Here is a 24,829-nt window from a genome sequence, read left to right on the forward strand (position 1 = left end):
AGCCCGCCCCGCCGCCCAGCAGGATGCGGGCCGGGGAGGCGGACATGACGATGCAGGTGGCGGGACACGGTGTTGGCAACGGGGCATGGCGGCGGGTCGTCCGCTTCGCCGTGCGCGGCCTGTTCGCCCTGTGCGCCGCCGCCAGCGGCATCGCCACCGCGGCGGTGCCGGCCACGCCGCAGCCGCGCCAGCTCACCGTCGCCGACGGCCTGCCCTCCAACACCATCAACGGCTTTGCCGAAGACGCCTACGGCTACATGTGGCTGGCCAGCGGCGATGGCCTGGCCCGCTACGACGGCCGCGGCTACCGCATCTGGCGCATCGAGGACGGCTTGCGCGACAACATGATCTGGGCCGTGCACGTCGATGCGCGCAACCGGGTCTGGATCGGCACCGAGAACGCTGGCCTGGTCATGCTCACCGCCGACCGCCGGCGCTTCCACTACTACGACCATCGCGGCTACCCGCAGATGCTCGGCAATACCGTGTGGTGCGTGGAATCCACGCCCGACGGCAGCGTCTGGTTCGGCACCTCCACCGGGGGCCTGTACCGGCTGGACCCGGCCGGGAAGATGCACCGCTTCATGCCGATCCCGGGCGATGAGCGCAGCCTGCCTTCGACCTCGGTGAATTTCCTGAAGGTCGGCCCGGACGGCACCTTGTGGGTGGCGGCCAAGAACGGCGTCGCGCGCTGGACCGGGCACGATTTCGAACGGCTGGCGATGCCGGGCGACGTGACGCGCTACATCAACGGCCTGTCGGTGGAAGCCGATGGCAGCCTGTGGATCGCCGATTCCAACGGCAGCCCGCTGCTGCGCCATCCCGACGGCAGCTGGGACCCGCACCCGTGGCGCCACATCACCGACGACTCCGTGCTCAGCGTGCTGCTGCGCGACAGCGCCGGCAGCTACTGGCTCGACACGCTCTCCGGCCTGGGCCGCGAGGCCGACGGCGAGCTGCGCAACGTACCGCTGTACAGCGGTTCGGCGCACGGGCTGGTCAAGCCGAACTGGTCGGCCGCTTACGAGGACCACGAAGGCGGCATCTGGTTCGCCAGCCCGAACACCGGCCTGTGGCACCTGCCGGCGAACTGGCGGCAGTTCGCGGTGCTGGCCAATCGGCGCGAGGACGACACCTCGATCGGCAACCCTTACGTGCTGGCCGCCGCGCGCGCCGCCGACGGACGTTTCTGGCTGGTCGGCACGCGCGGCATGCTCGATCGCCTGGACCCGGCCACCGGCGCCGTGGAGCACCACCTGCAGCCGGTCGACGGGCTGAAGTGGCCGCAATCGGTGATGGAGGACCAGCAGGGGCGCGTGTGGATCGGCCTGTACCGCTCGCTGGTGCGCTACGACCCGGCCGACCACGGCGTGCTGCGCTGGCACGACACCGACGCGCGCGATGCGGCGATGCACGGCGAGGCGGAGATGATCCGCCAGACCGCCGACGGCCGGCTGTGGATGTATTCCGATGTCGATGGCATCCAGCTGCGCGATCCCGATGGCCACGTGCTGCGCACGCTGGCGCACGACGCGCACGGGCTCACCCGCGAGCTGGCGGTCAACGAAATGCGCGTGGGTCCGGACGGATTGATCTGGCTGGCGACCAGCCGCGGCATGCTGCACTGGAACGAGGCGGCCGACCGCTTCGATCCGGTACCGGGCGCGCCCACGCAGGCGATCTACGCCTCGGCGTTCACCGATACCGGCATCACCTGGCTGGCCGGCATGGGCCAGGTGTCGCAGTACTTCTGGGACGGGCAGCGCCTGCAGCTGCTCGATGGCGTCGGCGCGCGCGAGGATTTCCCCGCGCTGGAGCCCGGCAGCATGGTGGTGGATGCCGCCGGCGTGGCCTGGGTGTCGAGCATGCGCGGGCTGATCCGCATCGACCCGGCCAACCGCGCCATCCGCATCTACGGCGTGCACGACGGCCTGCCGAACCAGCAGTTCCGCCCGCGCACGCTGCTGCAATCGCGCCTGGGCCAGGTGGTGGCCGCCACGCCCGACGGCCTGGTGCTGTTCGACCCCGCGCACGTGCGCCCGTCCACGCGACAGCCGCCGCTGATGATCGAGCGCGTCGGCGTGCGCCGCGGCGAGAGCGGGCTGGACCTCACGCATGTCGAGCCGCTGGAAATCGCCGACGGCGACCGCGACCTGCATATCGTCGCGCGCATGCTCTCCTTCGCCGACTCGGACGCCAACAGCTACCGTTTCAAGCTCAGCGGCTACGACCCGGACTGGATCGACGTCGGACCCAGCGGCGAACGCCTGTTCTCGCGCCTGCCGTCGGGGCGCTACAGCCTGGAAGTGCAGGGCAAGACGGTGGACGGCGTGTGGTCCAAGGTGCGCACGCTGGAATTTCGCGTGATGCCGCCGTGGTGGCGCAGCGGCTGGGGCATCGCGGTGCTCTCGGCGCTGGGCTTGCTGGTCATCGGCGTGGCGGTGCTGCTGTACCGGCGCCGCCTGCGTCGCCTGCATGCCTGGCAACTGGCGATCCACAAGCAGGAACTGGCCGAGCAGGCCTCGCTGGCCAAGACGCGCTTCCTGGCCACGCTCGGCCACGAGGTGCGCACGCCGATGACCGGCGTGATGGGCATGAGCGAGCTGCTGCTCAATACGCCGCTGGACACGCGCCAGCGCGGCTACACCGAGGCGATCCGCCGCGCCGGCGCGCACCTGCTGCGGCTGGTGAACGACGCGCTGGACCTGGCGCGCATCGAGTCGGGCAAGCTGGAGCTGGACCTGCAACCGTTCTCGGTGAACCAGCTGGTGGAGGAGGTCGCGGCGATGACCGCGCCGCTGGCCGAGAGCCGCGGGTTGTCCTTCGTGCTCGACAACGCGTTGCCCGGCGAGCTCACCGCCAACGGCGATGTCACCCGCGTGCGGCAGATCCTGCTCAACCTGCTCAACAACGCGGTGAAATTCACCGAACGCGGCAGCGTCACGCTGCATGTGGGCACGCTGGCGCCGGGGCAGGGCCTGCGCTTCGAAGTGGCCGACACCGGCCCGGGCGTCAGCGCCGAACAGCAGCAGCGCCTGTTCCGCCGCTTCGAACAGGGCGAAGGCCCGCGCACCGCGGCACGCTACGGTGGCAGCGGCCTGGGCCTGGCGATCTGCCAGGAACTGGCGGTGGCGATGAGCGGCCGCATCGATATCGTCAGCCGGCTGGGGCATGGCACGCGCTTCATCGTCGAGCTGCCGCTGCGCTGGGTCACCTCCGGCGCGGCGCGCAGTGCGGCCGCCGCGGTGGCGCCCTCGATCGAAGCGGGCCTGCAGATCCTGCTGGTGGAAGACGACGCCACCATCGCCGAAGTGATTTCCGGATTGCTCGCCGCGCGCGGGCATCGCGTCGTGCATGCCGCGCATGGCCTGGCCGCGCTGACCGAAGTGGCCGAACAGCCGTTCGACGTGGCGCTGCTGGACCTGGACTTGCCCGGCCTGGACGGCTTCGCGCTGGCCCGCCAGCTGCGCGTGTTCGGCCATGCGATGCCGTTGATCGCGGTGACCGCGCGCGCGGATGCCGAGGCGGAGCCGGCGGCGCGCGCGGCGGGGTTCGACGGGTTCCTGCGCAAGCCGGTGACGGGGGAAATCCTGACTGAAGCGATCGCGCAGGTCTTACGCGACGAAACGTAGTTTTGCGGATGCCCGCGAACTTCCGCGGCGATAGCGTCCTCCTGCACAACGAGAGGACCACTCGCGGGTACCCACGGATGGGACTCAGCCTTTCACTACTTCCGCGATGAGCGGTCGGCAGTCCATGAGTGCGTTGCCTGGTGCGGGGCGGCTCGTGCCGGCCCGGCTTACTCCGCCACTTCCTCCACCTGCCGCGGTTCCGGCCGGATGTCGGAGAGCTGCCAGAAGATCAGCGTCGAGGTCAGGGTGATCGCGCCCACGCATACGAAGGTGGCGTGCAGTGCCTCGGTGGCATCGCCGTGGTCCACGCCCAGGTGATGGCTGAAGGCGGCCAGCAGGCTGCCGGCGGCGGCCGCGCCGAAGCCGGTGGCCAGCATCATCACCATCGACAGCAACGAGTTGCCGGGGCTGGCCATGTCGCGGTCGAGGTCGCGCAGGGTCACGGTGTTCATCACGGTGAACTGCAACGAGTTGACCGCGCCGAACACGGCCAGCTGCACCAGCCGCCAGACGATGTGCTGGCCCGGGTCGACGAGCGCGAAGCTCGCCATCATCACGCCGACCAGCACGGTGTTGATCATCAGCACGCGGCGGTAGCCGAAGCGCGTCACCAGCCGCACCGCAGCCCGCTTGGAGGCCATGCCCGCCAGCGCCACCGGCACCATCATCAGGCCGGCGTTCATCGGGCTCATGCCCAGGCCGACCTGCAGCAGCAGCGGAATCAACAGCGGCATGCTGCCGCTGCCGATGCGCGAGAACAGGTTGCCGAGGATGCCGATGCGGTAGCTGGCCACGCGGAACAGCGCCAGCGGGAACAGCGGCGCCTTTGCATTGGCGGCATGCAGCCAGTAGCCGATCAGCGCGGCCAGGCCGCCGATGGTCAGCAGCATCACGAACGCGCTGCGCAGGCCCAGCTCGGAAATGCCGTCCAGCGCCAGCGACAGCGCCACCATGCCGAACGCCAGCATCACGTAGCCGGTAAGGTCGAAGCGCTGGCGCTGGGCGCCGTAGTGGTCGGGCATGATTTTCAGCGCGGCGACCAGGCCGATCACCCCGATCGGCAGGTTGATCAGGAACACCCAGTGCCACGAGGCCACTTCCACCAGCCAGCCCCCGAGCGTGGGGCCGATCAGCGGGCCGATCAGCGCGGGGATGGCGATGAAGCTCATCGCGCGCAGGAACTCCTCGCGCGGCACCGAACGCAGCACCGCCAGCCGGCCGATCGGCAGCAGCATCGCGCCGCCGATGCCCTGCACGACGCGCGCGGCCACCAGCTGGCCGAGCTGCTGGGCGCCAGCGCACAGCAACGAGCCGAGGGTGAAGACGATGATCGCGGCCAGGAAGGTGCGGCGCGTGCCGTAGCGGTCGGCCACCCAGCCCGATGCCGGGATGAACATCGCCACCGCCAGCGCGTAGCTGAAGACCACCGACTGCATCTGCAGCGGGCTTTCGCCCAGGCTGCTGGCCATCGCCGGCAGGGCCGTATTGACGATGGTCGAGTCCAGCATCTGCATGAAGATCGCCAACGACACCAGCCACAGCAAGGGACGCAGGGAGGCGTAGGTCGGCGGGGTGTTCATGGGCGCTCGCACGAAGGGGACGCCCCATTATCGGACAGGGCATGTGCAGGCGATGCCGGGAAGTGGCATCGCCGTGCTTTTCGCCCGATGCGGGATGGCGAGGGGGCCGATTCGGCAAGCCCGCGCGCGATGGTCGCGCGGGGCGGGGTGGGCTCAGCGGCGGCTGATCTCGTGCACGGCATCGACCAGCACGCGTACGTGCTCGGGGTCCATGTCCGGCGACATGCCGTGGCCAAGGTTGAACACATGGCCCTCGCGCGAGCCGCCATTGCCTTCGGCGTAGCTGTCGAGCACGCGGGTGGCCTCGCGCGCGATGGCGTCCGGCGCGCCGTACAGCGTGGCCGGATCGAGGTTGCCCTGCAGGGCGACGCGGCCGCCGGTGCGGCGCGCGGCATCGGCCAGTTCCACCGTCCAGTCCACGCCCACCGCTTCGGCGCCACTGGCGGCCAGCGCCTCCAGGTGCACGCCGTTGCCCTTGCCGAACAGGATCAGCGGCGTGCGCTGCGCACCTTCGCCGCGTGCCAATTCGCGCGCGATGCGGGTGAGATAGGGCAGGGAGAATTCACGGTACATCGCCGGCGACAGCACGCCGCCCCAGGTATCGAACACCTGCAGCGCCTGCGCGCCGGCCTCGCGCTGCGCGCCGAGGTAGGCGATCACCGCGTCGGTCACCACCTCCAGCACGCGATGCAGCAGCGCCGGCTCGTTGAGCGCCATCGCCTTGATCCGGGCGTACTCCTTGCTGCCGCCGCCTTCGACCATGTAGCAGGCCAGCGTCCACGGGCTGCCGGAGAAGCCGATCAGCGGCACCGCGCCATCCAGCTCGCGACGGATCAGCCGCACCGCGTCGGTGACATAGCGCAGCTCGGTGCCCATGTCCGGCACCGCCAGCTTGGCGACGTCGGCCGCGCTGCGCAGCGGGCGCTCGAACTTCGGGCCCTCGCCGTCGGCGAAGTACAGGCCCAGGCCCATCGCGTCGGGCACGGTGAGGATGTCGGAGAACAGGATCGCCGCGTCCAGCGGGAAACGGCGCAGCGGCTGCAGCGTGACCTCGCAGGCAATCTCCGGGTTCTTGGCCATGGCCAGGAAGCTGCCGGCCTTGGCGCGGGTGGCGCGGTACTCCGGCAGGTAGCGGCCGGCCTGGCGCATCAGCCACACGGGCGTGCAGTCCACCGGTTCGCGGCGCAGGGCGCGCAGCAGGCGATCGTTCTTCAGCATCGGGTTTCCTTCAGGGGCCGTCGTCGCCACCGGGCGCCGGCGTGATCTCGTAGCCGCGCTTGAGTTGCGAGTCGCGGGCCTTGTCGAAGGCGCGTTGCGCCTCTTCCTGCAGCAGGTACTGCTCGCGCCGCAGCTGGATGCGCCCGCCGATCTCGCCGCTCTCGCGCACCAGCTCCCAGCCGCCGAACAGGTCGGGGGCCAGGGTGAGCTGCACGTAGCGCAGGGGCGCGGTGCCGATCGGGGGTTGTCGCAGGTAAACGCGCATGGCGCCGATTGTACCGGCTGGCCCGGCGCGACGCCGGGATGCGATGTCGCGCGGCCTCAGCCGCGCAGCACGTCCAGCACGGCGGCCTCGTCCACGTCCGGCACCACTTCGGCCTGGCCGATGCCCCGCCACAGCACCAGGCGCAGGCGGCCGGCGACGTTCTTCTTGTCCAGGCGCATGCGTGCCAGCAGCGCCTGCGGGTCCAGGCCGGCCGGGATCGTCGTGGGCAGGCCGTAGGCCTCCAGCAGTGCGCGCAGGGTGTCGGTGTCGGCGGCCGGGGCCATGCCCAGGCGGGCGGAGAGGCGCGCGGCCAGCACCATGCCCACCGCCACGGCTTCGCCATGGTTGAGGTTGTCGTTGTGCGGGGCGCCGTACCCCTGTTCGGTCTCGATGGCGTGGCCGAAGGTGTGGCCAAGGTTGAGCAGGGCGCGCTCGCCCTTTTCCAGCGGGTCGCGTTCGACGATCTCGGCCTTGTGCTCGCAGCTGCGCGCGATCGCCTGCGCGGTGGCCCCGGCCTCGCCGCGCAGCAGCGCTTCGCGCTCGGCCGCCAGCCACTGGAAGAACAGGGGGTCGCGGATCGCGCCGTACTTGATGACCTCGGCCAGCCCGGCGCGCAGTTCGCGCGCCGGCAGGCTGTGCAGGGCGGTGGTGTCGGCGATGACCGCGCGCGGCGGATGGAACGCGCCGACCAGGTTCTTGCCCTGCGGGATGTCCACGGCGGTCTTGCCGCCCACGGAGGAGTCGACCATCGACAGCAACGTGGTGGGCAGCTGCACGCAGTCCACGCCGCGCATCCAGCACGCCGCCGCGAAGCCGGCCAGGTCGCCGACCACGCCGCCGCCGAGCGCGAACACGCAGGCGTCGCGGGTGGCGCCGAGCTCGGCCAGGGCGGTGATCGCCGCGCCGAAGTGGTCCAGCGTCTTGGAGGCCTCGCCGGCCGGGATCACCAGCTCGCCGACCTGGAGCTGCGGGCGCGCCTGCACCAGCGCGGCGCGCACGCGTGAGGCATAGAGCGGGGAGACGGTGTCGTCGCTGACGATCAACACGTGGCGGCCACGCACCGGGGCGGCCAGGCGCGCGCCGTCGCGCAGCAGGTCCGGGCCGATGGCGATGACGTAGGGCGTGGCGCCGCCGACATCGACGGTGCGCAGGGAGGAGGCGTCGTTCATGCGTGGGTGATGGTCCGGGGCTGCCAGGCGGCGGCCAGTCGCGTCACCAGGTGCGCGGTGGCCTCGGCCGGGGAAAGGTGGTCGGTGTCCAGGCTGAGGTCGGCCAGTTCGCGGTACAGCGGGTCGCGCGCCACGGCCAGGGCGTGCAGGACGTCTTCGCGATCCGGGCGCTGCAGCAGCGGCCGGGTGCGGTCGCGATGCAGGCGTTCGAGCTGGCTGGCCACGCTGACATGCAGGTGGATGACGAAGCCGCGCGCGCGCAGGCCCTCGCGGTTGCCGGCATCGAGCACGGCGCCGCCGCCGGTGGAGATGAGCTGGTTCTCGCCGGCGAGCAGCTGCGTGAGCACCTCGCGTTCGTGCGCGCGGAAGGCGGCTTCGCCGGAGTGTTCGAAGATGGTCGGGATGCTGGCGCCGGCGTGCGCGACGATGGCGTGGTCGACATCCACGAACGACAGCCCGAAGCGCTCGGCCAGGCGACGGCCGATGCAACTTTTCCCGGCGCCCATCGGGCCGATCATGACGACGTTTGGTGCGGACTTCATTGGGAGGATGCTAGCACCGCGCCGCAAGCCGCCGGAGGGTGATTTCGGGTGAAACCGCCCCGCCCGTGCCGGGCGGGACGCGGTGTTCAGGCGCTGCGCACGATGGCGCGGGCCGCGTCGAGCCACAGGACGTGGTCGGCGCGCGCGGGCAGCGTGCGCAGCGCCTGCCGGCTGACCCGTTCGTAGTGCTGCAGGAAACGGGCGAGCGCGGCCGCATCCATCCCGGCGCGGCCGGACGAGGCGGCCACCAGCCCCTGCTCCTGCTGCCCACGCCAGGCGGTGACGACCTCGAACGAAGGCGCCTGCAAGGCCCACAGCCGGTGAAGGCGGTCCCACAGCGCGGGGTAGTCACGTGCCAGCGCCGCATTGCAGTAGCGCCGCCATGCCCCGTCGGCATCTTCATCGCGTTCCAGCGCGTTGAGCGGCGTGGCGAGCGCCGCGTCGGCCTCGGCCGGCACGCCCACGCACCAGCCTTCGAGCACCAGCAGGTCGAGCGGGCTGTCCACGCGTGGCCATTCGCGCTCCGGCAGGCGCTCGTCGGCGAGCTTGTCGAAGCGCGGCAGGCGCAGCGGGTGGCCGGCGTCGATGGCGTCCAGCACCTGCGCGGCCAGCGCCAGGTCGTGCGTGCCGGGCGGGCCGCGCGTGCGCAGCAGCGGATGCACCTGGCCGGCGAGCGCGCGGCGTTGCGCGGCGGTGAGGTAGAGGTCATCCAGCGACAACGTGGCTGCGACATGTCCGCGCACCCGCGCGGCCTGCACCACCGCATCGGCCAGCGTGGATTTGCCGCTGCCCTGCAGGCCGCTGATGGCCAGCACCGCGGTGCGGCCATCGGCGGGGCGATGCGCCAGCGCATCGGCGAGGACCGTTTCGGCCAGCAATGCGCCGGCCGGCGGGGACGGGGTCGAGTGCGCTTTCACCTGCATGCGGCCACAATAGCGCCAACGACGCTGCTGCACGGATCCCATGACCGACTTTTACGCCGAAGCCCTGTCGACTTTCGCGTCCCTGTACCAGGAAGCCCAGCAGGGCGACGAGATCGAGCCGAGCGCGATGACGCTCGCCACGGCGAGCCTGGAAGGCCGCCCGAGCGCGCGCACCGTGCTGCTGAAGTCCTTCGACGAACGCGGCTTCGTGTTCTACACCCACATCGAGAGCCCCAAGGGCCGCGAGCTGCAGGCCAACCCGCAGGCCGCGCTGCTGTTCCTGTGGCGGCGGTTGCGCGAGGCGGGCATCCAGGTGCGCATCGAGGGCGAAGTGCAGCAGGTCTCGGCCGCCGAGTCCGATGCGTACTTCGCCTCGCGGCCCCGCCAGAGCCAGATCGGCGCGTGGGCCTCGATGCAGTCGCGCACCTTGTCCTCGCGCGAGGAGTTCGAGCAGCGGCTGGCGAAGGTCGAGTCCGGCTTCGAAGGGCGCGAGGTGCCGCGGCCGGAAGGTTGGGGCGGCTTCCGCGTGGTGCCGCAGCGCTTCGAGTTCTGGTACGGCGCGCAGTTCCGCCTGCACGAGCGCTGGCGCTACGAGTGCGACGCCGCCGGCGCGTGGAGCAAGCGGATGCTGTACCCCTGACGGCCATGCGCCTGCGGCCGGTCTACCGCATCACGGTGTTCGTGCCGCCGGCACACCTGCAGGCCTTGCAGGACGGCATCCGCGCGGTGGAGCCGCTGGGCGATGACCGCTACGACCAGGTGATGTGGCTGTCCGCGCCGGGGCTGGAGCAGTTCCGGCCGCTGGACGGCGCGCGGCCGGCGCAGGGCGAGCAGGGGATGTTGTCGAGCCTGCCCAGCGTGCGGCTGGAGTTCGCCATTCCGCGCGAAGCGGACCGGCTGGCGCGCGTGCTGGAAGAAGGCGTGCGCCGGCATCATCCGTGGGAGTCGCCGGCGATCTTCGTCGACGAAAGCCTGCAGCCGGTGTTCGACGAAGACCCCTAGACGCGCCGAACCGTGGCCCACGCGGCCCCCGCCAGCGCCGCCGACAGGCCGAACGCGGCGAGATAGGCCCGCGTCGGCGTGGCTTCCAACAGGCCGGCAAACACCGCGCCCGTTGCGGCGAGTGCTGCCGTCACCGCCATTGCCTCGCTCAGTTGCAAGGCCGAGCTGTTGCGACCTTGCAGGTGGGCCGGCGAGAGGGACAGCATCAACACCGACAGGCTCGGGTACAGCAGCCCCATGCCGACGCCGGCGAGCAGCCAACCCGCGATCGCCAGCCACGCCGGCCATCCGCCCACGCCCCCGGCGACCGTCGCGATGCCGGCCAGCAGCCACGAGGCCCCGATACCCATCGCGCGCAGGCGGCGGTGGGCCTGCAGCCGGTGGCCCTGGTACCAGGATCCCGCGCTCCAGCCGAGTGCGCCGACACTGAGGGCGACCCCGGCGGCCAGCGGCGAATAGCCGTGCTCGCGCGACAGCAGTAGTGGCAGGAAGGCTTCGCAGCTGAAGAACGCCGCCGCGGCGATCCCGCGCAGCGCGATCACCGAAGGCAAACCGCGCCGCAGCGCCAGCGTGCCCGCAGGGAGCAGCCGATGGGCGCAGAGCAACAGCGCGCCGCCGCCGAGCAGCCACGCGCCGATGCGCGACGGCCACGGCAGCTGCTCGGCGACATGCAGCAACAGGGCCCCCGCCGCCGCGCCGATCGCCCAGCCCACCGGGCTCGGACCGGCCGGCGTAGCGGCCACCGAACGCGGCAGCGTGGCCAGTTCGCGCAGGCCGGGCCGCAGCAGCCAGGCCGCGGGCACGGCCAGCAGCGGCACGCCGAGGAACACCCAGCGCCAGCCCAGGTGCTGGACGATCAACCCGCTGATCGCCGGCCCGACCAGCGAAGGCACCACCCACCCCGCGGAGAATGCAGCGAACACCTTCGGGCGCAGCGGCTCGGGATACAGCCGTCCCACGATCACGTACAGCGCCACGAAGAACGCGCCGGCCCCCAGGCCCTGCAGCAGGCGCCCGCCGACCAACACCGCCATGTCGCCCGCCACCCCGGACATCAGCAGGCCAGCGACGAAGCACGCCATCCCGCCCCACAACACGGGCGCGGGGCCGGCGCGGTCGCTCCACCGGCCGGCTACGGTCATGCCGACCAGGCTGGTCGCCAGCGTGCCGCCGAAGGCCAGGGCATAGAGCGACAGCCCGGACAGTTCGCGCGCCACCGTCGGCATGGCCGTGGCGACGGCCAGCACCTCGAAGGCATTGAGGGCGACCAGCGCCACCATCGCCAGCGTGGTGGCGCGATAGCGCGGCGAGAGGATCGAAGGAGGCGCGGCGTGCGCGGGCGGATGCTCGAAGGTTTCGACGTTCATTGGGGGCGCAAGGAGGGCGGGCTTGCCCGGTAGGGCGGGGCGGCGCAGGATGCGGCCTCAACCGAAGTTGAGGTCAACCCTGATGGACAAGACGCTGGCCGTGGGCGAAGTGGCCCGGCGCAGTGGGGTCGCCGTGTCGGCCTTGCACTTCTACGAACGCAAGGGACTGATCCACAGCGAGCGCAACGCTGGCAACCAGCGGCGCTATGCCCGCGACGTGCTGCGCCGGCTGGCGGTGATCCGCGTGGCGCAGCGGCTGGGAATCGCGCTGCGGCATGTCAGCGATGCGTTTTCCGTGTTGCCCGCGGGGCGCCCGCCCACGCGCGCGGAGTGGACGCGCATGTCGGCGCGTTGGCGGGGCGAACTGGATCGGCGCATCGAGGCGATGCAGGTGTTGCGCGACCAGCTCGACGACTGCATCGGCTGCGGCTGTTTGTCGCTGCGTCGTTGCCGGCTGAGCAACCCGCACGACGAACTGGGCCAGCACGGCGACGGCGCGCGGCGCTGGCCCGAGCTGGAGATGCAGGACTAGCGTTCGCCATGCCGCGCCCCCGGCAGGCATGATGGAGATCCGCCCGCGCAGGAAGCCCGCCGATGAAGGTCGCCGTCTACAGCACGCGTCGCTACGACCGGGTCATGCTCGATCGTGCCAATGCCGCGCATCGCCATGAGCTGGTCTATGTGCAGGATGCCCTCAGCGTGGCGACCGCGCCGCTGGCCGAGGGCTGCGGGGCGGTCTGCGTGTTCGTCAACGACAACGTGGACGAGGCCGTGCTGGAAGCGTTGAAGACGCTGGGCATCGGCCTGGTGACGACCCGCTCCACCGGCTTCAACCATATCGACGCGGTGGCCGCGCAGCGCCTGGGCATCGCCGCCACGCGCGTCACCGACTATTCGCCGTACTCGGTGGCCGAATTCGCCGTCGGCCTGCTGCTGGCGGTGAACCGGCGCATCGCGCGCGCCAGCCAGCGCACGCGCGATGGCAATTTCGAACTCGACGGTTTGATGGGCTTCGACCTGCACGGCCGCACGGTCGGCGTGGTCGGCACCGGCAAGATCGGGCGCATCTTCGCCTCGATCATGCGCGGCTTCGGCTGCCGCGTACTCGGCTTTGATCCGTACCCGGGCGCCGAGTTCGACGGCATCGGCCAATACGTCCCGCTGCCGCAGCTGCTGGCCGAGAGCGACGTGATTTCGCTGCACTGCCCGCTGACGCCGCAGACCCGGCACCTGATCGACGCGCAGTCGCTGCAGGGCGTGCGCCAGGGCGCGTTCCTCATCAACACCAGCCGCGGCGGGCTGATCGACACCGAAGCGGTGATCGACGCGCTGAAGACCCACCGCCTGGGCGGCCTGGCGATCGATGTCTACGAGCAGGAGGCCGACCTGTTCTTCCAGGACCTGTCGGCCACGATCATCACCGACGATGTCATCCAGCGCCTGGTGTCGTTCCCCAACGTCATCGTGACCGGGCACCAGGCGTTCTTCACTGCCGAGGCGATCGGCCAGATCATGGCGACCACGCTGGAGAACATCACCGCGTTCGAGCGCGGCGTGGCGTTGTCCAACCGGGTTCCGCTGCCGCGCTGAGCGCCGCTCAGCCGGCCGACAGTTCGCGGCCGCGGCGAGCGGCCGCATCGATGGCCTGCGCCACCAGCGCCTCGAAGCCACCCGCCTGGAAAGTCTCGATCGCCGCCTGCGTCGTGCCCTTGGGCGAGGTGACGCGGCGACGCAGCTCGGCGGCCGTCTCGCCGGATTCGCTGAGCATGCGCGAGGCGCCGAGCAGGGTCTGGGCGACCAGCGTGGTGGCTGCGTCTTCCGGCAGCCCCTGCGCGACCGCCGCCGCCTGCATGGCTTCGGCGAGCAGGAAGACATAGGCCGGCCCGCTGCCGGAGACCGCGGTGACGGCGTCCATCAGGGCTTCGTCCTCGATCCATACCGTCTGCCCGGCACTGGCCAGCAGCGCCTGCGCGCGCGCGCGGCCATCGGCATCGACATCGGCCCCCGCGTACAGGCCGGTGACGCCGGCCCCGAGCAGGGCGGGCGTGTTGGGCATCGCGCGAACCACGCCGGCGTCTTCGCCCAGCCACTGGCGCAGGCGGTCGCGGCTGATGCCGGCGGCGATGGACACCACCAGCGGCCGCAGGATCTTCGCCAGCGGCGCGAGCGGCGCGCAGACCTCGGCCATCACCTGCGGCTTCACCGCCAGCAGCCAGGTGCGGCAATCCTCGGCGGCTTCGGCCGCGGTGACGTGCACCTGCACGCCGAAGTCGGTGGCCAGTTGCTCGCGCAGGGCATCCACCGGCTCGGCGACATGGATCGTGTTGGCGGGCACGCCTTGGCGGATCAAACCGGCGATCAGGCAGCGGGCCATGTTGCCGCCGCCGATGAAGGCGATCGGTTCGAAACGCGGAGCGGTGGTGTCGGGCATGGCGGGGCCTGCGGGTAAGCGGGCCCCGATGGTAGCGCGATGTGCTCAGGCCACCGAGGTGTGCGGCTGGATCCGGGCCAGCGTCTCGGCCAGGGCGTCGCGGGCGACGGCCTTGTCGTGGTCCATCTGCAGCTTCATCCAGAAGTCCTCGGAGGTGCCGAAGTAACGCGCCAGGCGCAAGGCCGTATCGGCGGTGATGCTGCGCTCGCCGTTGATGATCTTGCTGATGCGGTCCTGCGGTACTTCGATGGCCTTGGACAGCCGGTACTGGGTGATGCCGAGCGGGTCGAGGAACTCGTGGCGAAGGATCTCGCCGGGGGTGGGATAGGCAACGGAACGCATGGTGCGGCCTCCTAGTGGTAGTCCACGATCTCGACCTGGGCGGGCCCCTTCCAGGTCCATGTGAAGCAGACGCGGAACTGGTCGTTCACGCGGATGCTGTGTTGCCCTTCGCGGTCTCCGCGCAGGGCCTCCAACCAGTTCGCCGGCGGTGCCCGGAGGTCTTCCAGGTAGAGCGCGGCGTTCAACATGGCGAGCTTGCGCATGGCCGAGGCCTGGATGAAACCGAAGGCCGCGACCCGCTTGCCGTGGAAGAACGCCTGCGTTCGTTTGCAGGCAAAGGATTGGATGGCCATGATGCTAATGCCGCGCGTTACTATCGTCAAGCGTTAGCATGGCGCAGCACCTTCCCGATGGGCATCGGGCTTTCCCGCGACCTCAGGTGGGGCGAGCGCCCCGCGCGCCGAACAGGGCCGTGCCCACGCGCACCATCGTGGCGCCGCCGGCGATGGCGTCCGGGAAATCGCTGCTCATGCCCATGGAGAGGGTGTCGGCCGTGGGGTGCGCGGCGGCGAGCGCTTCGTGCAGTGCGCGCATGCGTGCGAACGCTGCTTGGCGCCGCGCGCGTTCGGGAAACGGGGCGGGGATGGCCATCAGCCCGCGCAGGCGCAGCGCCGGCTCGGCGGCGATGGCCGCGGCCAGTGCCTCGACCGCTTCGGGCGCGCAACCATGCTTGCTCGCCTCGTCGTCGATGTTCACCTGGATGAGGACGTTCAGCGGCCCGCGCGCTGCGGGGCGATGGCGGGCGAGGGCGCCGACCAGCTTCGGCCGGTCCACCGTCTGCACCCAGTCGAACAACTGCGCGGCCTGCTCGGCCTTGTTGGATTGCAGGTGGCCGATGAGGTGCCACTCCAGGCCCCGCGACGACAGTGCGGCGATCTTGCCGGCCGCTTCCTGCACGTAGTTTTCGCCGAAAGCGACCTGCCCCTGGGCTGCCAGCGCGGCCACGGCGTCGGCCGGCTGGGTCTTGGAAACCGCCAGCAGGCGCGCCGGTGGCCGCCCGGCCGCGCGCGCGGCGTTGTCCATTTCCGCCAGGATCGTTTGCAACGGGGAAACCGGCACGACGTCTTCTTCCAGCCACAAGCAAGGGCGCTATACTGCCGCCCGGGGATAAACCTTTCCAGTCGCAGCCAGGGGAAACGCAGCGTATGGATATCGCTGAACTATTGGCCTTCTCGGTCAAGAACAAGGCGTCGGACCTGCACCTTTCCGCAGGGCTTCCGCCGATGATCCGTGTCGACGGCGATGTTCGCCGCATCAACATTCCGGCGTTGGACCACAAGCAGGTCCATGCGCTGGTGTACGACATCATGTCGGACAAGCAGCGCCGCGACTACGAGGAATTCCTCGAGGTCGACTTCTCGTTCGAGATCCCGTCGCTGGCGCGTTTCCGCGTCAACGCGTTCAACCAGAACCGCGGCGCCGGTGCGGTGTTCCGTACCATTCCCTCCGAGGTGCTGACGCTGGAGGACCTGGGCTGCCCGCCCATCTTCCGCCAGCTGATCGAACAGCCGCAGGGCCTGATCCTGGTCACCGGCCCGACGGGTTCGGGCAAGTCGACCACGCTCGCCGGCATGATCGACTTCATCAACAAGAACGAATACGGCCACATCCTCACCGTCGAGGACCCGATCGAATTCGTCCACACCTCGCAGAAGTGCCTGATCAACCAGCGCGAGGTGCACCGCGACACGCACGGCTTCAACGAAGCCCTGCGCTCGGCGCTGCGTGAAGACCCGGACATCATCCTGGTCGGCGAGTTGCGCGACCTGGAAACCATCCGCCTGGCGCTGACCGCCGCCGAAACCGGCCACCTGGTGTTCGGCACGCTGCATACCAGCTCGGCGGCCAAGACCATCGACCGCATCATCGACGTGTTCCCCGCCGGCGAGAAGCCGATGGTGCGCTCGATGTTGTCCGAATCGCTGCGCGCGGTGATCTCGCAGGCGCTGCTGAAGAAGGTCGGCGGTGGCCGTACCGCGGCGTGGGAGATCATGGTCGGCACCCCGGCCATCCGCAACCTGATCCGCGAGGACAAGGTGGCGCAGATGTACTCGGCCATCCAGACCGGCCAGCAGTCGGGCATGCAGACGCTGGACCAGCACCTGCAGGACCTGGTCAAGCGCAGCCTGATCACCCGCAACCAGGCCCGCGAGTACGCCAAGGACAAGCGCATCTTCGAATGAAGATGCGTGCCCGCCGCGGCGCCTGGCGTCGCGGCGGTCGTTCCGCCACCGGGGCGCCCCGGTCCGTTTACGCAGCCCCGATCCCGATTCCCGGAGAGCCGCCATGAGCACCATCGACTTCACCTCGTTCCTCAAGCTGATGGCGCACCAGAAGGCGTCGGACCTGTTCATCACCTCGGGCATGCCGCCGTCCATCAAGGTGCACGGCAAGATCACCCCGATCACGCAGACGCCGCTGACCGCGCAGCAGAGCCGCGACCTCGTGCTGAACGTGATGACCCCCTCGCAGCGCGAGGAGTTCGAAAAGACCCACGAGTGCAACTTCGCCATCGGCGTGGCCGGCGTGGGCCGCTTCCGCGTGAGCTGCTTCTACCAGCGCAACCAGGTCGGCATGGTGCTCCGTCGCATCGAGACGCGCATCCCCACCGTGGACGAGCTGAGCCTGCCGCCGGTGATCAAGACGCTGGCGATGACCAAGCGCGGCATCATCATCTTCGTCGGTGCCACCGGCACGGGTAAGTCGACCTCGCTGGCGGCGATGATCGGCTACCGCAACCAGAATTCGACCGGCCACATCATCACCATCGAGGACCCGATCGAATTCGTGCACAAGCACGAGGGCTGCATCATCACCCAGCGCGAAGTCGGCATCGATACCGACAGCTGGGAGAACGCGCTGAAGAACACCCTGCGCCAGGCGCCGGACGTGATCATGATCGGCGAGGTGCGTACCCGCGAGGGCATGGACCACGCCATCGCCTTCGCCGAAACCGGCCACCTGGTGCTGTGCACCCTGCATGCGAACAACGCCAACCAGGCGATGGACCGCATCATCAACTTCTTCCCCGAGGACCGTCGCAGCCAGCTGCTGATGGACCTGTCGCTGAACCTGAAGGGCGTGGTCGCCCAGCAGCTGGTGCCCACGCCGGACGGCAAGGGCCGCCGCGTGGCGATGGAAATCCTGCTGGGCACGCCGCTGGTGCAGGACTACATCCGCGACGGCGAGATCCACAAGATCAAGGAAGTGATGAAGGAGTCCACCAACCTGGGCATGAAGACCTTCGACCAGAGCTTGTTCGAGCTGTACCAGGCCGGCGAGATCTCCTACGAGGACGCCCTGCGCTACGCCGACTCGCAGAACGAGGTGCGCCTGCGCATCAAGCTCTCGCAGGGTGGCGACGCCAAGACCCTGGCCCAGGGCCTGGATGGCGTGGAGATTGCCGAAGTACGGTAAGCCGCGCCCGGAGCAGACGCTTCACCCCCGCGCCCGCTGCCAACCGCAGCGGGCGCGGTCGTTTCCGGGCCCGCGGGCCTTCATGCAAGTGTCGCGGGCTTGTTGTCTAATACGCGCCCCCGCGTCACCGATGCTCCCCCCATGAACTCTCCCGTTTCCGACCTGCCGGCCGGCGGCGACGCCGTGCACCCGGACAGCCCGCGGGTCACGTCCGGCCCGCTGACCCCGCCCGCCGACGCCACCGGCACCGTGGCCGACGATCGCGCCTTCCACCATTCGGTGGCGGAGGACGTGCAGGGCATGGTGCTGGCCACCCTCATCGCCTCGATGGGCCTGGCGATCTTCGCCAAGGGCGGCCTGTTCATCGGCGGCATGGCAGGCGTGTCCTTCCTGTTGCACTACGCGTTGGGCTGGAACTTCGGCCTGGTGTTCGTGATCGTCAACCTGCCGTTCTACTGGCTCTCGGTGCGGCGCATGGGCTGGGAGTTCACCGCCAAGACCTTCCTGGCCGTGGGCGCCTGCGGTGCGCTGACCGACCTGCTGCCGCGCTGGGCCGATTACGCGCACATCAGCCCGCTGTTCTCGGCGCTGGCCGGTGGCGCGTTATCGGGGCTGGGCATCCTGTTCTTCATTCGCCACCGCGGCAGCCTGGGCGGCGTCGGCATTCTCGCGGTGTACCTGCAGCAGACCCGTGGCATCAGCGCCGGCCGCGTGCAGCTGGGCTTCGATGCGATGCTGATGGTGGTCGCGTTCTTCCTGCTGCAGCCGGACAGGGTGATCTACTCGGCGCTCGGCGCGCTGGTGCTGAGCCTGGTGCTGATGTTCAACCACCGGCCGCACCGCTACATGGGTGTGTGAGGCGCGGCCTCAGGCCTTGCGCCAGGGCGGCCCGAGCGTGTCGATGCGGGCGTATACCGGGCAATCCGCCCGGTGCGCGCCGGGCAGGTAGCCCAGGCTCATCAGGAACTCGCCGGTGATCTCGCCGCCGGTGAAGCGGAACGTCTTCTTGAACAGCTTCACCCACTCGGCCTTGCTGCGCGGGTGGTGGGCATCCAGCCACGCGGCGAACCCGCCGTGGCTGGCGCGCAGGCCCTGGATCACCTGCGCGTTGTGGATCGCCGCCAGCACCTTGAGGCGGTTGCGGATGATGCCCGGGTCTTCCAGCAGGCGGAGGATGTCCGCCTCGCCATAGCCGGCCACCGCGTCGACGTCGAACCCCGAGTACGCGCGGCGGAAGCCTTCGCGCTTCTTCAGGATGGTCTCCCAGCTCAGCCCGGCCTGGTTGATCTCCAGCAGCAGGCGTTCGAACAGTTCGGCTTCGTCGCGCTGCGGGAAGCCGTATTCGTGGTCATGGTAGTGCCCGTGGACCGGGTGGCCGGGGGCGATGCTGCAGTAGCCGCTCATCAATGTCTTCCTTGCTCTTCGGCGGCGCGCCCGGCGCGTCCGTGACGATTATGTGCAGATTCCACGCCCGGCGCCTGCGCCCCCCGCGCGGGACGGTAGAATGTGGGCCATGTCCGCGCCGGCCACCCACCTGACCCGCCAAGTCCTGATCGCGCTGCCGGCGCTGTCGGACCCGAACTTTTCGCGCTCCGTCGCGCTGATCTGCCAGTACGACGACAACGGCGCGATGGGCGTGATGATCAACCGTCCCTCCGAATACACCCTGGGCGAAGTGCTCGGCCAGATGGGCATCGAGACCGAAGACACCGCCCTGCGCGAGCAGTTGGTGCTCAGCGGCGGCCCGGTGCATCCAGAGCGCGGCTTCGTCGTGCATGACGGCCAGCCGTGGGATTCCAGCCTCGCGCTGGGCGAAGGCCTGTACCTCACCACCTCGCGCGACGTGCTCGAAGCCATGGCCTGCGGCGAAGGCCCGGCGCATGCGCTGGTCGCGCTCGGTTGCGCGGGCTGGGGCGCCGGCCAGCTGGAGCTGGAGATCGGCGAGAACAGCTGGCTCACCGCCCCGGCCGATGCCGAACTGCTGTTCGACCTGCCGCTGGAACAGCGCTGGCAGGCCGCCGCCGGACGCATCGGCGTGGACCTGTTCCGCCTCACCGACTACAGCGGACATGCCTGAGGCGGCCGCGATTCCTTTCGACGCCACGGTGCTCGGCTTCGATGTCGGCTCGCGGCGCATCGGCGTGGCGGTCGGCAGCGCGCTCGGTGCCGGCGCCCGCGCCGTGGCGGTGATCGACGTGCACGGCGCCGGCCCGGACTGGGCCGCGCTGGACCGCGTGCAGCGCGACTGGCGCCCGGCCGGCCTGGTGGTGGGCGACCCGCTCACCCTGGAAGGCGAGGACCAGCCGGCGCGCAAGCGCGCCCACGCCTTCGCCCGCCAGCTGCGCGAGCGCTACAAGCTGCCGGTGGTGCTGGTCGACGAACGTTCCAGTTCGGTGGAGGCCGCGCAGCGTTTCGCGCGCGACCGTGCCGAGGGCCGCAAGCGCCGCCGCGACGCCGAGGCGCTGGACGCCGTGGCCGCGGCCGTCATCATCGAGCGCTGGTTCGCCGCGCCCGACCAGGCCATCCCGCTTTCCTGACCTCCACCCTTTCGCCATGACCATGCAACTGGATTCCAACGGCCGTCTGCGTCACCTGCTCACCCTCGAAGGCCTGCCGCGCGCCACGCTGCTGCAGTTGCTGGACCGCGCCGGGCAGATCCGCGATGCGGCGGTCGGCCGCGTCGGCAAGCGCAACGTGCTGGCCGGCAGCGCGGTGTGCACGCTGTTCTTCGAACCGTCCACGCGCACGCGCAGCTCGTTCCAGCTCGCCGCCCAGCGCCTGGGCGCGGACGTGCTGAACTTCGACGCATCCACCTCCTCCACCCGCAAGGGCGAGACCGACCGCGACACGCTGAAGAACCTCGAAGCGATGAGCGTGCGCGGCTTCGTGGTGCGCCACCCGGAAGACGGCGCGGTGGCGCGCCTGGCCGGCGAGGCGGGCGAGGGCACCGCGCTGATCAACGCCGGCGACGGCCGCAGCGCGCACCCCACCCAGGGCCTGCTGGACATGCTCACCCTGCGCCAGGCCAAGGGCAGCGATTTCTCCAAGCTCAAGCTGGTGATCGTCGGCGACGTGAAGCATTCGCGCGTGGCGCGCTCGGACCTGCATGCGCTGCGCACGCTGGGCGCGGGCGAGATCCGCGTGTGCGGCCCGGCCGCCCTGTTGCCGGAGGACGGCATCCTCGACGGCTGCCAGGTCGGCGACGACCTCGACGCCATGCTCGAGGGCGTGGACGCGGTGATGATGCTGCGCCTGCAGCGCGAACGCATGGAAGAAGGCCTGGTGCCCTCGCTGGAGGGCTACCACGCGCGCTACGGCCTGACCGCCGAGCGCCTGCGCCGTGCCGCGCCGGACGCGGCCGTGCTGCACCCGGGCCCGATCAACCGCGGCGTGGAGATCACCGACGAAGTGGTCGATGGCCCGCAATCGTGGGTACTGCGCCAGGTCGCCAATGGCGTGGCCGTGCGCATGGCGGTGCTGGAGACGCTGCTGGGCTGAGGGGTGACCAATGGCAGTGCAGCCCGCGGGGCTGCGCTGCCTAGGATGGCGGTTCCCTCGCTGTCCCTGGATTCCCGATGCGCCTGTCGATGCGCGGCCCGCTGGCCGTGGCGGCCGTCCTGGCCCTTGCTTCCACCGCCCACGCCGCCGATGCCGGCTTCGACCCGCGCGCGCTGTTCGCCCCGTTGCAGTTGCCGCAGGCACCCAACGCCTATCGCAGCGGCGGCGGCGTCCCCGGGCCGCTGTTCTGGCAGAACCAGGCCGACTACGACCTGCAGGCACGCATCGACCCGGCGGCGCATCGCCTGTCCGGCGATGCCACCATCACCTATACCAATCGCAGCCCCGACACCCTCGACGTGCTCTGGCTGCAGCTGGACCAGAACCTCTACCGCGCCGATTCGCGCGCCAGCATGGCGCGCCCTACGCGCCGCGCCGAGACCACCGACGGCCTGCGCATCGCCTCGGTCGAGGTCGAACGCGCCGGCAAGCGCGTGCCGGTGCATTACCTCGTCGACGACACCCGCCTGCGCGTGGACCTGCCGCAGCCGCTCGCCGGACAGGGCCAGGCGCTGAAGCTTCACATCCGCTACGACTACGACATCCCCGGCACCTGGGGCGGCCGCACCGCCGTCACCCCGAGCACGAACGGCGAGATCTACGAGATCGCCCAGTGGTATCCGCGCATGGCGGTCTACGACGACCTGCGTGGCTGGGACACCCAGCCCTACCTGGGCTCGGAGTTCTACCTGGAGTACGGCACCTTCGATTACGCGGTGACCGTGCCGTGGGATTACCTCGTCGCCGGCTCCGGCGAGCTGGTCAATCCGCAGGACGTGCTCACCGCCACCCAGCGCGAGCGCCTGCGCCAGGCCGCCAACAGCGAGCGCACGGTGCTGATCCGCACGCCACAGGAAGTGACCGACCCGGCCAGCCGCCCGACGCGCGAAGGCACGCGCACCTGGCGCTTCCACATGGCGCACACCCGCGACGTCGCCTTCGCCGCCTCGCCCGCGTTCGTGTGGGATGCCGCGCGCATCGACCTGCCCGAAGGCCGGCATGCGCTGGCGATGTCGGTCTATCCGGTCGAAGGCGTGGGCGCGGACAAGTGGAACCGCTCCACCGAATACGTGAAGGGCGCCATCGAGCATTTCTCGCAGTGGTATCCGTATCCGTGGCCGGTGGCGGTGAACCTGGGCGGGCATGGCGCGGGCATGGAATACCCGGGCATCGTCTTCGACGGCATGAACGATGCCGGCAAGCCGCTGTTCTGGATCACCGCCCACGAGATCGGCCACACCTGGTTCCCGATGATCGTCGGTTCCAACGAGCGCCGGCATGCGTTCATGGACGAGGGCTTCAACACCTTCATCGACGTCTACGCCTCCGACGCCTTCAACCATGGCGAGTACGCGCCCAAGCGCGATTCGGAGTACGCGCCGAAGGGCGGCAACCCGGTCGAGGAAATCCTGTCGCTGCTGGCCGACGCCGACGCGCCCACGCTGATGGACACCGCCGACGCCACCAGCGAGAAGTACCGCCACCCGCTGACCTACTTCAAGGGTGCGCTGGGCCTGGTGCTGCTGCGCGAGCAGATCCTGGGCCCGGAGCGCTTCGATCCGGCATTTCGCAAGTACATCGCCACCTGGGCGTTCAAGCATCCGGACCCTTCGGACTTCTTCCGCCTGATGGAAAGCGAATCCGGCGAGGACCTGTCGTGGTGGTGGCGCGGTTGGTATCTGCACAACTGGCAGCTGGACATGGGCGTGCGCGAGGCGCACTACGTCGACAGCGACCCCGGCAAGGGCCTGCTGGTGACGCTGGGCAGCCGGCAGAAGCTGGTGATGCCGGCCACCCTGCGCGTGGACCTGGCCGATGGCAGCCACCTCGACCAGCGCGTGCCGGTCGAGGCGTGGCTGCAGCAGAAGGCGCCGCAGGTGAAGCTGCCCACGCACCAGAAGGTGCTGCACGTGAGCCTGGATCCGGATGCCAAGCTGCCGGATGCGGATCGCAGCGACAACCGGCTCGACGTCGCCGGCTGAGCCGCGCCGCGGTCAGCCCGCGGCCGGGGCGGGCGCCAGCGCCGGGATGACTTCCCGGCGCCGCGCCTTGAGGCCGAAGCACGGCCGCAGCCAGGCCACGCGGCGGATCACGCACTCGTGCAGCAACAGGCAGCCGGCGGCGGTGCCGGCGACCACCAGCAGCGGTTCGACCACCGGGCCCAGGTGCAGCGGGATCAGCCAGAACGCCAGCGCGATCATCACGCTCTGGTGCAGCATGTACCAGGGATACACGGCTTCCGTGCAGTACGGCAGCCAGCGGAACGGGCGGTTCAACGCCACCTGGCCCCAGCCGAAGATCGCCAGCAGCGCCGTCCAGGTGTAGCCGGCACGCGCGATGCGTTCGACCGCATACCACGGCACCTGCGCCCACACGCCATGCACTTCGACGTGGTGCCGGCCGGCGGTGCGCAGCCCGAGCTCGACGCCGATGCACAGCGCGGCCACGCCCAAGGTGGCCCAGCGCCAGCGGCGCACCCGTGCCCAGAACGTCTCGTTGCGCGCCACCGCGTAGCCGAGCAGGAACGACGGCAGCGATTCGGCATGCACGAACCAGTCGCCGAACAGCGCGTGCGTCGGCTCCCAGCGCGGCATCACCCACAACAGGTTGAAGGCTTCACAGGCGATGGGCAGCAGCACCCAGGCGGCTGCCGGCACCGGCAGCTGGCGAATCCGCGCGAGCGGCGCCTGCAGCCATGGCTGGCGCAGCACGGCCAGCACGCCCAGCAGCAGCATCGTGTACGGCCACAGGTAGGCCAGGTACCACAGGTGGTTCCAGGTGATGCCGAACTCGGCGCCGCTGAAGGTGCCCGCCGGCCACGGCCGCACCTGCCAGTAGCGCAGCAGGAACTGGCCCAGGCCGGGTTCGATGTGGCCGTGCGCCAGCGCCTCGTAATACGGCTGGATCGGCACCACCACGAACATCCCGAACAGCAGCGGCAACAACAGCCGCCAGCTGCGCAGCAGGGCGGCGCGGCCGAGCTGCGCCGGCCGCAGCAGGCCCAGGGCGATGCCCGAGATCAGGAACAGCAGCGGCATGCGCCAGCGGTTGAGCGCGATCATCCCGCCCTGCAACCCTTCGGAGACGTAGGTGCTCTTGAGGTGGAAGTCCCAGTCGGCCACGTACAGCATACCCGCGTGGTAGAGGATCAGCAGGCCGAAGGCGATGACGCGCAGGGCGTCGATGTCGTGGCGGCGGTTCATGGCGCGGTCCCATCGGAAGGAGGACGCCATGGTCCGCATCGCAGGCGCGGCAAGGCGCGCGAAGTGACGATCCGCGCGTCGCCTGGGACGAAGCGCGGTCGCGCAGGGACGGCGTGGGATGAAACCGCCGTCCCTCGACCTAGAATGCGCGCATGACGATGCAAGCCGCCCCGCCGCCCC

The 24,829-nt window shown here is 70.3% G+C and carries 25 protein-coding genes; 12 read left to right on the forward strand and 13 right to left on the reverse strand.

The features are described from left to right. The first annotated feature begins 44 nt into the window (after positions 1 to 44). Positions 45 to 3,632, forward strand: a complete 3,588-nt coding sequence (locus tag ARC20_RS03945; protein ID WP_237642497.1) for a hybrid sensor histidine kinase/response regulator — start codon at positions 45 to 47, stop codon at positions 3,630 to 3,632. Between the two features lie 167 nt (positions 3,633 to 3,799). Here the strand turns inward: ARC20_RS03945 and mdtD are convergent, their stop codons facing one another. From mdtD to ARC20_RS03975, 6 genes are all read right to left on the reverse strand, one after another. Further along, entirely contained in the window at positions 3,800 to 5,212 is a 1,413-nt protein-coding gene (mdtD, locus tag ARC20_RS03950) for a multidrug transporter subunit MdtD (protein ID WP_057644643.1), read from the reverse strand. A 153-nt stretch (positions 5,213 to 5,365) separates the two neighbouring features. Continuing rightward, on the reverse strand, positions 5,366 to 6,430 hold the full coding sequence (gene hemE / locus ARC20_RS03955; RefSeq protein ID WP_057644647.1) for a uroporphyrinogen decarboxylase: 1,065 nt from the start codon (positions 6,428 to 6,430) through the stop codon (positions 5,366 to 5,368). A gap of 10 nt (positions 6,431 to 6,440) precedes the next feature. Continuing rightward, complete coding sequence (locus tag ARC20_RS03960; RefSeq protein WP_057644650.1) at positions 6,441 to 6,695, reverse strand: WGR domain-containing protein; 255 nt, start codon at positions 6,693 to 6,695, stop codon at positions 6,441 to 6,443. Positions 6,696 to 6,751: 56 nt separating this feature from the next. After that, on the reverse strand, positions 6,752 to 7,864 hold the full coding sequence (aroB, locus tag ARC20_RS03965; RefSeq protein WP_057644657.1) for a 3-dehydroquinate synthase: 1,113 nt from the start codon (positions 7,862 to 7,864) through the stop codon (positions 6,752 to 6,754). Next, positions 7,861 to 8,406, reverse strand: a complete 546-nt coding sequence (locus tag ARC20_RS03970; protein ID WP_057644658.1) for a shikimate kinase — start codon at positions 8,404 to 8,406, stop codon at positions 7,861 to 7,863. The genes aroB and ARC20_RS03970 overlap by 4 nt, the downstream gene beginning before the upstream one ends. Positions 8,407 to 8,492: 86 nt before the next feature. Continuing rightward, entirely contained in the window at positions 8,493 to 9,329 is an 837-nt protein-coding gene (locus ARC20_RS03975; RefSeq protein ID WP_057644661.1) for a hypothetical protein, read from the reverse strand. Positions 9,330 to 9,369: 40 nt separating this feature from the next. On the opposite strand from ARC20_RS03975, the gene pdxH reads away from it, so the two are divergent. Together pdxH and ARC20_RS03985 are read left to right on the forward strand one after the other, a co-directional pair. Continuing rightward, entirely contained in the window at positions 9,370 to 9,969 is a 600-nt protein-coding gene (gene pdxH / locus ARC20_RS03980; protein WP_057644666.1) for a pyridoxamine 5'-phosphate oxidase, read from the forward strand. Between the two features lie 5 nt (positions 9,970 to 9,974). Further along, positions 9,975 to 10,331: a YqfO family protein gene (locus ARC20_RS03985; protein ID WP_057644669.1), complete on the forward strand. Its 357-nt coding sequence runs from the start codon at positions 9,975 to 9,977 to the stop codon at positions 10,329 to 10,331. Here the strand turns inward: ARC20_RS03985 and ARC20_RS03990 are convergent. After that, on the reverse strand, positions 10,328 to 11,698 hold the full coding sequence (locus ARC20_RS03990; RefSeq protein ID WP_057644673.1) for an MFS transporter: 1,371 nt from the start codon (positions 11,696 to 11,698) through the stop codon (positions 10,328 to 10,330). The genes ARC20_RS03985 and ARC20_RS03990 overlap by 4 nt on opposite strands. A gap of 82 nt (positions 11,699 to 11,780) precedes the next feature. On the opposite strand from ARC20_RS03990, the gene soxR reads away from it, so the two are divergent. After that, positions 11,781 to 12,230, forward strand: a complete 450-nt coding sequence (gene soxR, locus ARC20_RS03995) for a redox-sensitive transcriptional activator SoxR (RefSeq protein WP_057644676.1) — start codon at positions 11,781 to 11,783, stop codon at positions 12,228 to 12,230. 62 nt (positions 12,231 to 12,292) lie between these two features. Next, positions 12,293 to 13,288: a 2-hydroxyacid dehydrogenase gene (locus tag ARC20_RS04000; protein ID WP_057644679.1), complete on the forward strand. Its 996-nt coding sequence runs from the start codon at positions 12,293 to 12,295 to the stop codon at positions 13,286 to 13,288. 7 nt (positions 13,289 to 13,295) lie between these two features. Here ARC20_RS04000 and proC read toward each other — a convergent pair whose 3' ends face one another. The 4 genes from proC to ARC20_RS04020 form a co-directional block, all read right to left on the reverse strand. Continuing rightward, entirely contained in the window at positions 13,296 to 14,129 is an 834-nt protein-coding gene (gene proC / locus ARC20_RS04005) for a pyrroline-5-carboxylate reductase (protein WP_057644681.1), read from the reverse strand. A 45-nt stretch (positions 14,130 to 14,174) separates the two neighbouring features. Then, positions 14,175 to 14,471: a HigA family addiction module antitoxin gene (locus tag ARC20_RS04010; protein ID WP_057644684.1), complete on the reverse strand. Its 297-nt coding sequence runs from the start codon at positions 14,469 to 14,471 to the stop codon at positions 14,175 to 14,177. Between the two features lie 11 nt (positions 14,472 to 14,482). After that, the gene (locus tag ARC20_RS04015) at positions 14,483 to 14,764 is read right to left on the reverse strand and encodes a type II toxin-antitoxin system RelE/ParE family toxin (protein ID WP_057644687.1); all 282 of its coding nucleotides are present in this window, start codon (positions 14,762 to 14,764) and stop codon (positions 14,483 to 14,485) included. An 82-nt stretch (positions 14,765 to 14,846) separates the two neighbouring features. After that, positions 14,847 to 15,530, reverse strand: coding sequence for a YggS family pyridoxal phosphate-dependent enzyme (locus ARC20_RS04020; RefSeq protein ID WP_219906956.1), 684 nt, complete (start codon positions 15,528 to 15,530; stop codon positions 14,847 to 14,849). A gap of 86 nt (positions 15,531 to 15,616) precedes the next feature. On the opposite strand from ARC20_RS04020, the gene ARC20_RS04025 reads away from it, so the two are divergent. The 3 genes from ARC20_RS04025 to ARC20_RS04035 all read left to right on the forward strand — a co-directional run bounded on the left by ARC20_RS04025 (position 15,617) and on the right by ARC20_RS04035 (position 18,746). Beyond that, positions 15,617 to 16,654 (forward strand): type IV pilus twitching motility protein PilT, encoded by a 1,038-nt coding sequence (locus tag ARC20_RS04025; protein ID WP_057644690.1) that lies wholly within the window; start codon positions 15,617 to 15,619, stop codon positions 16,652 to 16,654. Positions 16,655 to 16,757: 103 nt separating this feature from the next. Further along, positions 16,758 to 17,888 carry a PilT/PilU family type 4a pilus ATPase gene (locus tag ARC20_RS04030; protein WP_057644692.1) on the forward strand — a complete coding sequence of 377 codons (1,131 nt, stop codon included), beginning with the start codon at positions 16,758 to 16,760 and terminating at the stop codon, positions 17,886 to 17,888. A gap of 141 nt (positions 17,889 to 18,029) precedes the next feature. Further along, positions 18,030 to 18,746: a YitT family protein gene (locus ARC20_RS04035; RefSeq protein ID WP_081418017.1), complete on the forward strand. Its 717-nt coding sequence runs from the start codon at positions 18,030 to 18,032 to the stop codon at positions 18,744 to 18,746. Between the two features lie 9 nt (positions 18,747 to 18,755). Here the strand turns inward: ARC20_RS04035 and ARC20_RS04040 are convergent, their stop codons facing one another. Further along, positions 18,756 to 19,292: a DNA-3-methyladenine glycosylase I gene (locus ARC20_RS04040; RefSeq protein ID WP_057644695.1), complete on the reverse strand. Its 537-nt coding sequence runs from the start codon at positions 19,290 to 19,292 to the stop codon at positions 18,756 to 18,758. A 109-nt stretch (positions 19,293 to 19,401) separates the two neighbouring features. Here ARC20_RS04040 and ARC20_RS04045 point away from each other — a divergent pair, with 109 nt between their 5' ends. From ARC20_RS04045 to ARC20_RS04060, 4 genes are all read left to right on the forward strand, one after another. Next, the gene (locus ARC20_RS04045) at positions 19,402 to 19,965 is read left to right on the forward strand and encodes a YqgE/AlgH family protein (RefSeq protein ID WP_057644697.1); all 564 of its coding nucleotides are present in this window, start codon (positions 19,402 to 19,404) and stop codon (positions 19,963 to 19,965) included. Beyond that, on the forward strand, positions 19,958 to 20,425 hold the full coding sequence (gene ruvX, locus ARC20_RS04050) for a Holliday junction resolvase RuvX (RefSeq protein ID WP_057644700.1): 468 nt from the start codon (positions 19,958 to 19,960) through the stop codon (positions 20,423 to 20,425). Before ARC20_RS04045 ends, ruvX begins: the two co-directional genes overlap by 8 nt. A 16-nt stretch (positions 20,426 to 20,441) precedes the next feature. Then, on the forward strand, positions 20,442 to 21,386 hold the full coding sequence (locus ARC20_RS04055) for an aspartate carbamoyltransferase catalytic subunit (RefSeq protein WP_057644703.1): 945 nt from the start codon (positions 20,442 to 20,444) through the stop codon (positions 21,384 to 21,386). 89 nt (positions 21,387 to 21,475) lie between these two features. Further along, positions 21,476 to 23,428, forward strand: coding sequence for a M1 family metallopeptidase (locus tag ARC20_RS04060; protein ID WP_425478501.1), 1,953 nt, complete (start codon positions 21,476 to 21,478; stop codon positions 23,426 to 23,428). A gap of 12 nt (positions 23,429 to 23,440) precedes the next feature. Here the strand turns inward: ARC20_RS04060 and ARC20_RS04065 are convergent, their stop codons facing one another. Continuing rightward, positions 23,441 to 24,649, reverse strand: a complete 1,209-nt coding sequence (locus tag ARC20_RS04065) for an acyltransferase family protein (RefSeq protein WP_057644709.1) — start codon at positions 24,647 to 24,649, stop codon at positions 23,441 to 23,443. Positions 24,650 to 24,829 lie beyond the last annotated feature (180 nt).

It is taken from the genome of Stenotrophomonas panacihumi (assembly GCF_001431645.1).
Lineage (GTDB): Bacteria > Pseudomonadota > Gammaproteobacteria > Xanthomonadales > Xanthomonadaceae > Stenotrophomonas_A > Stenotrophomonas_A panacihumi.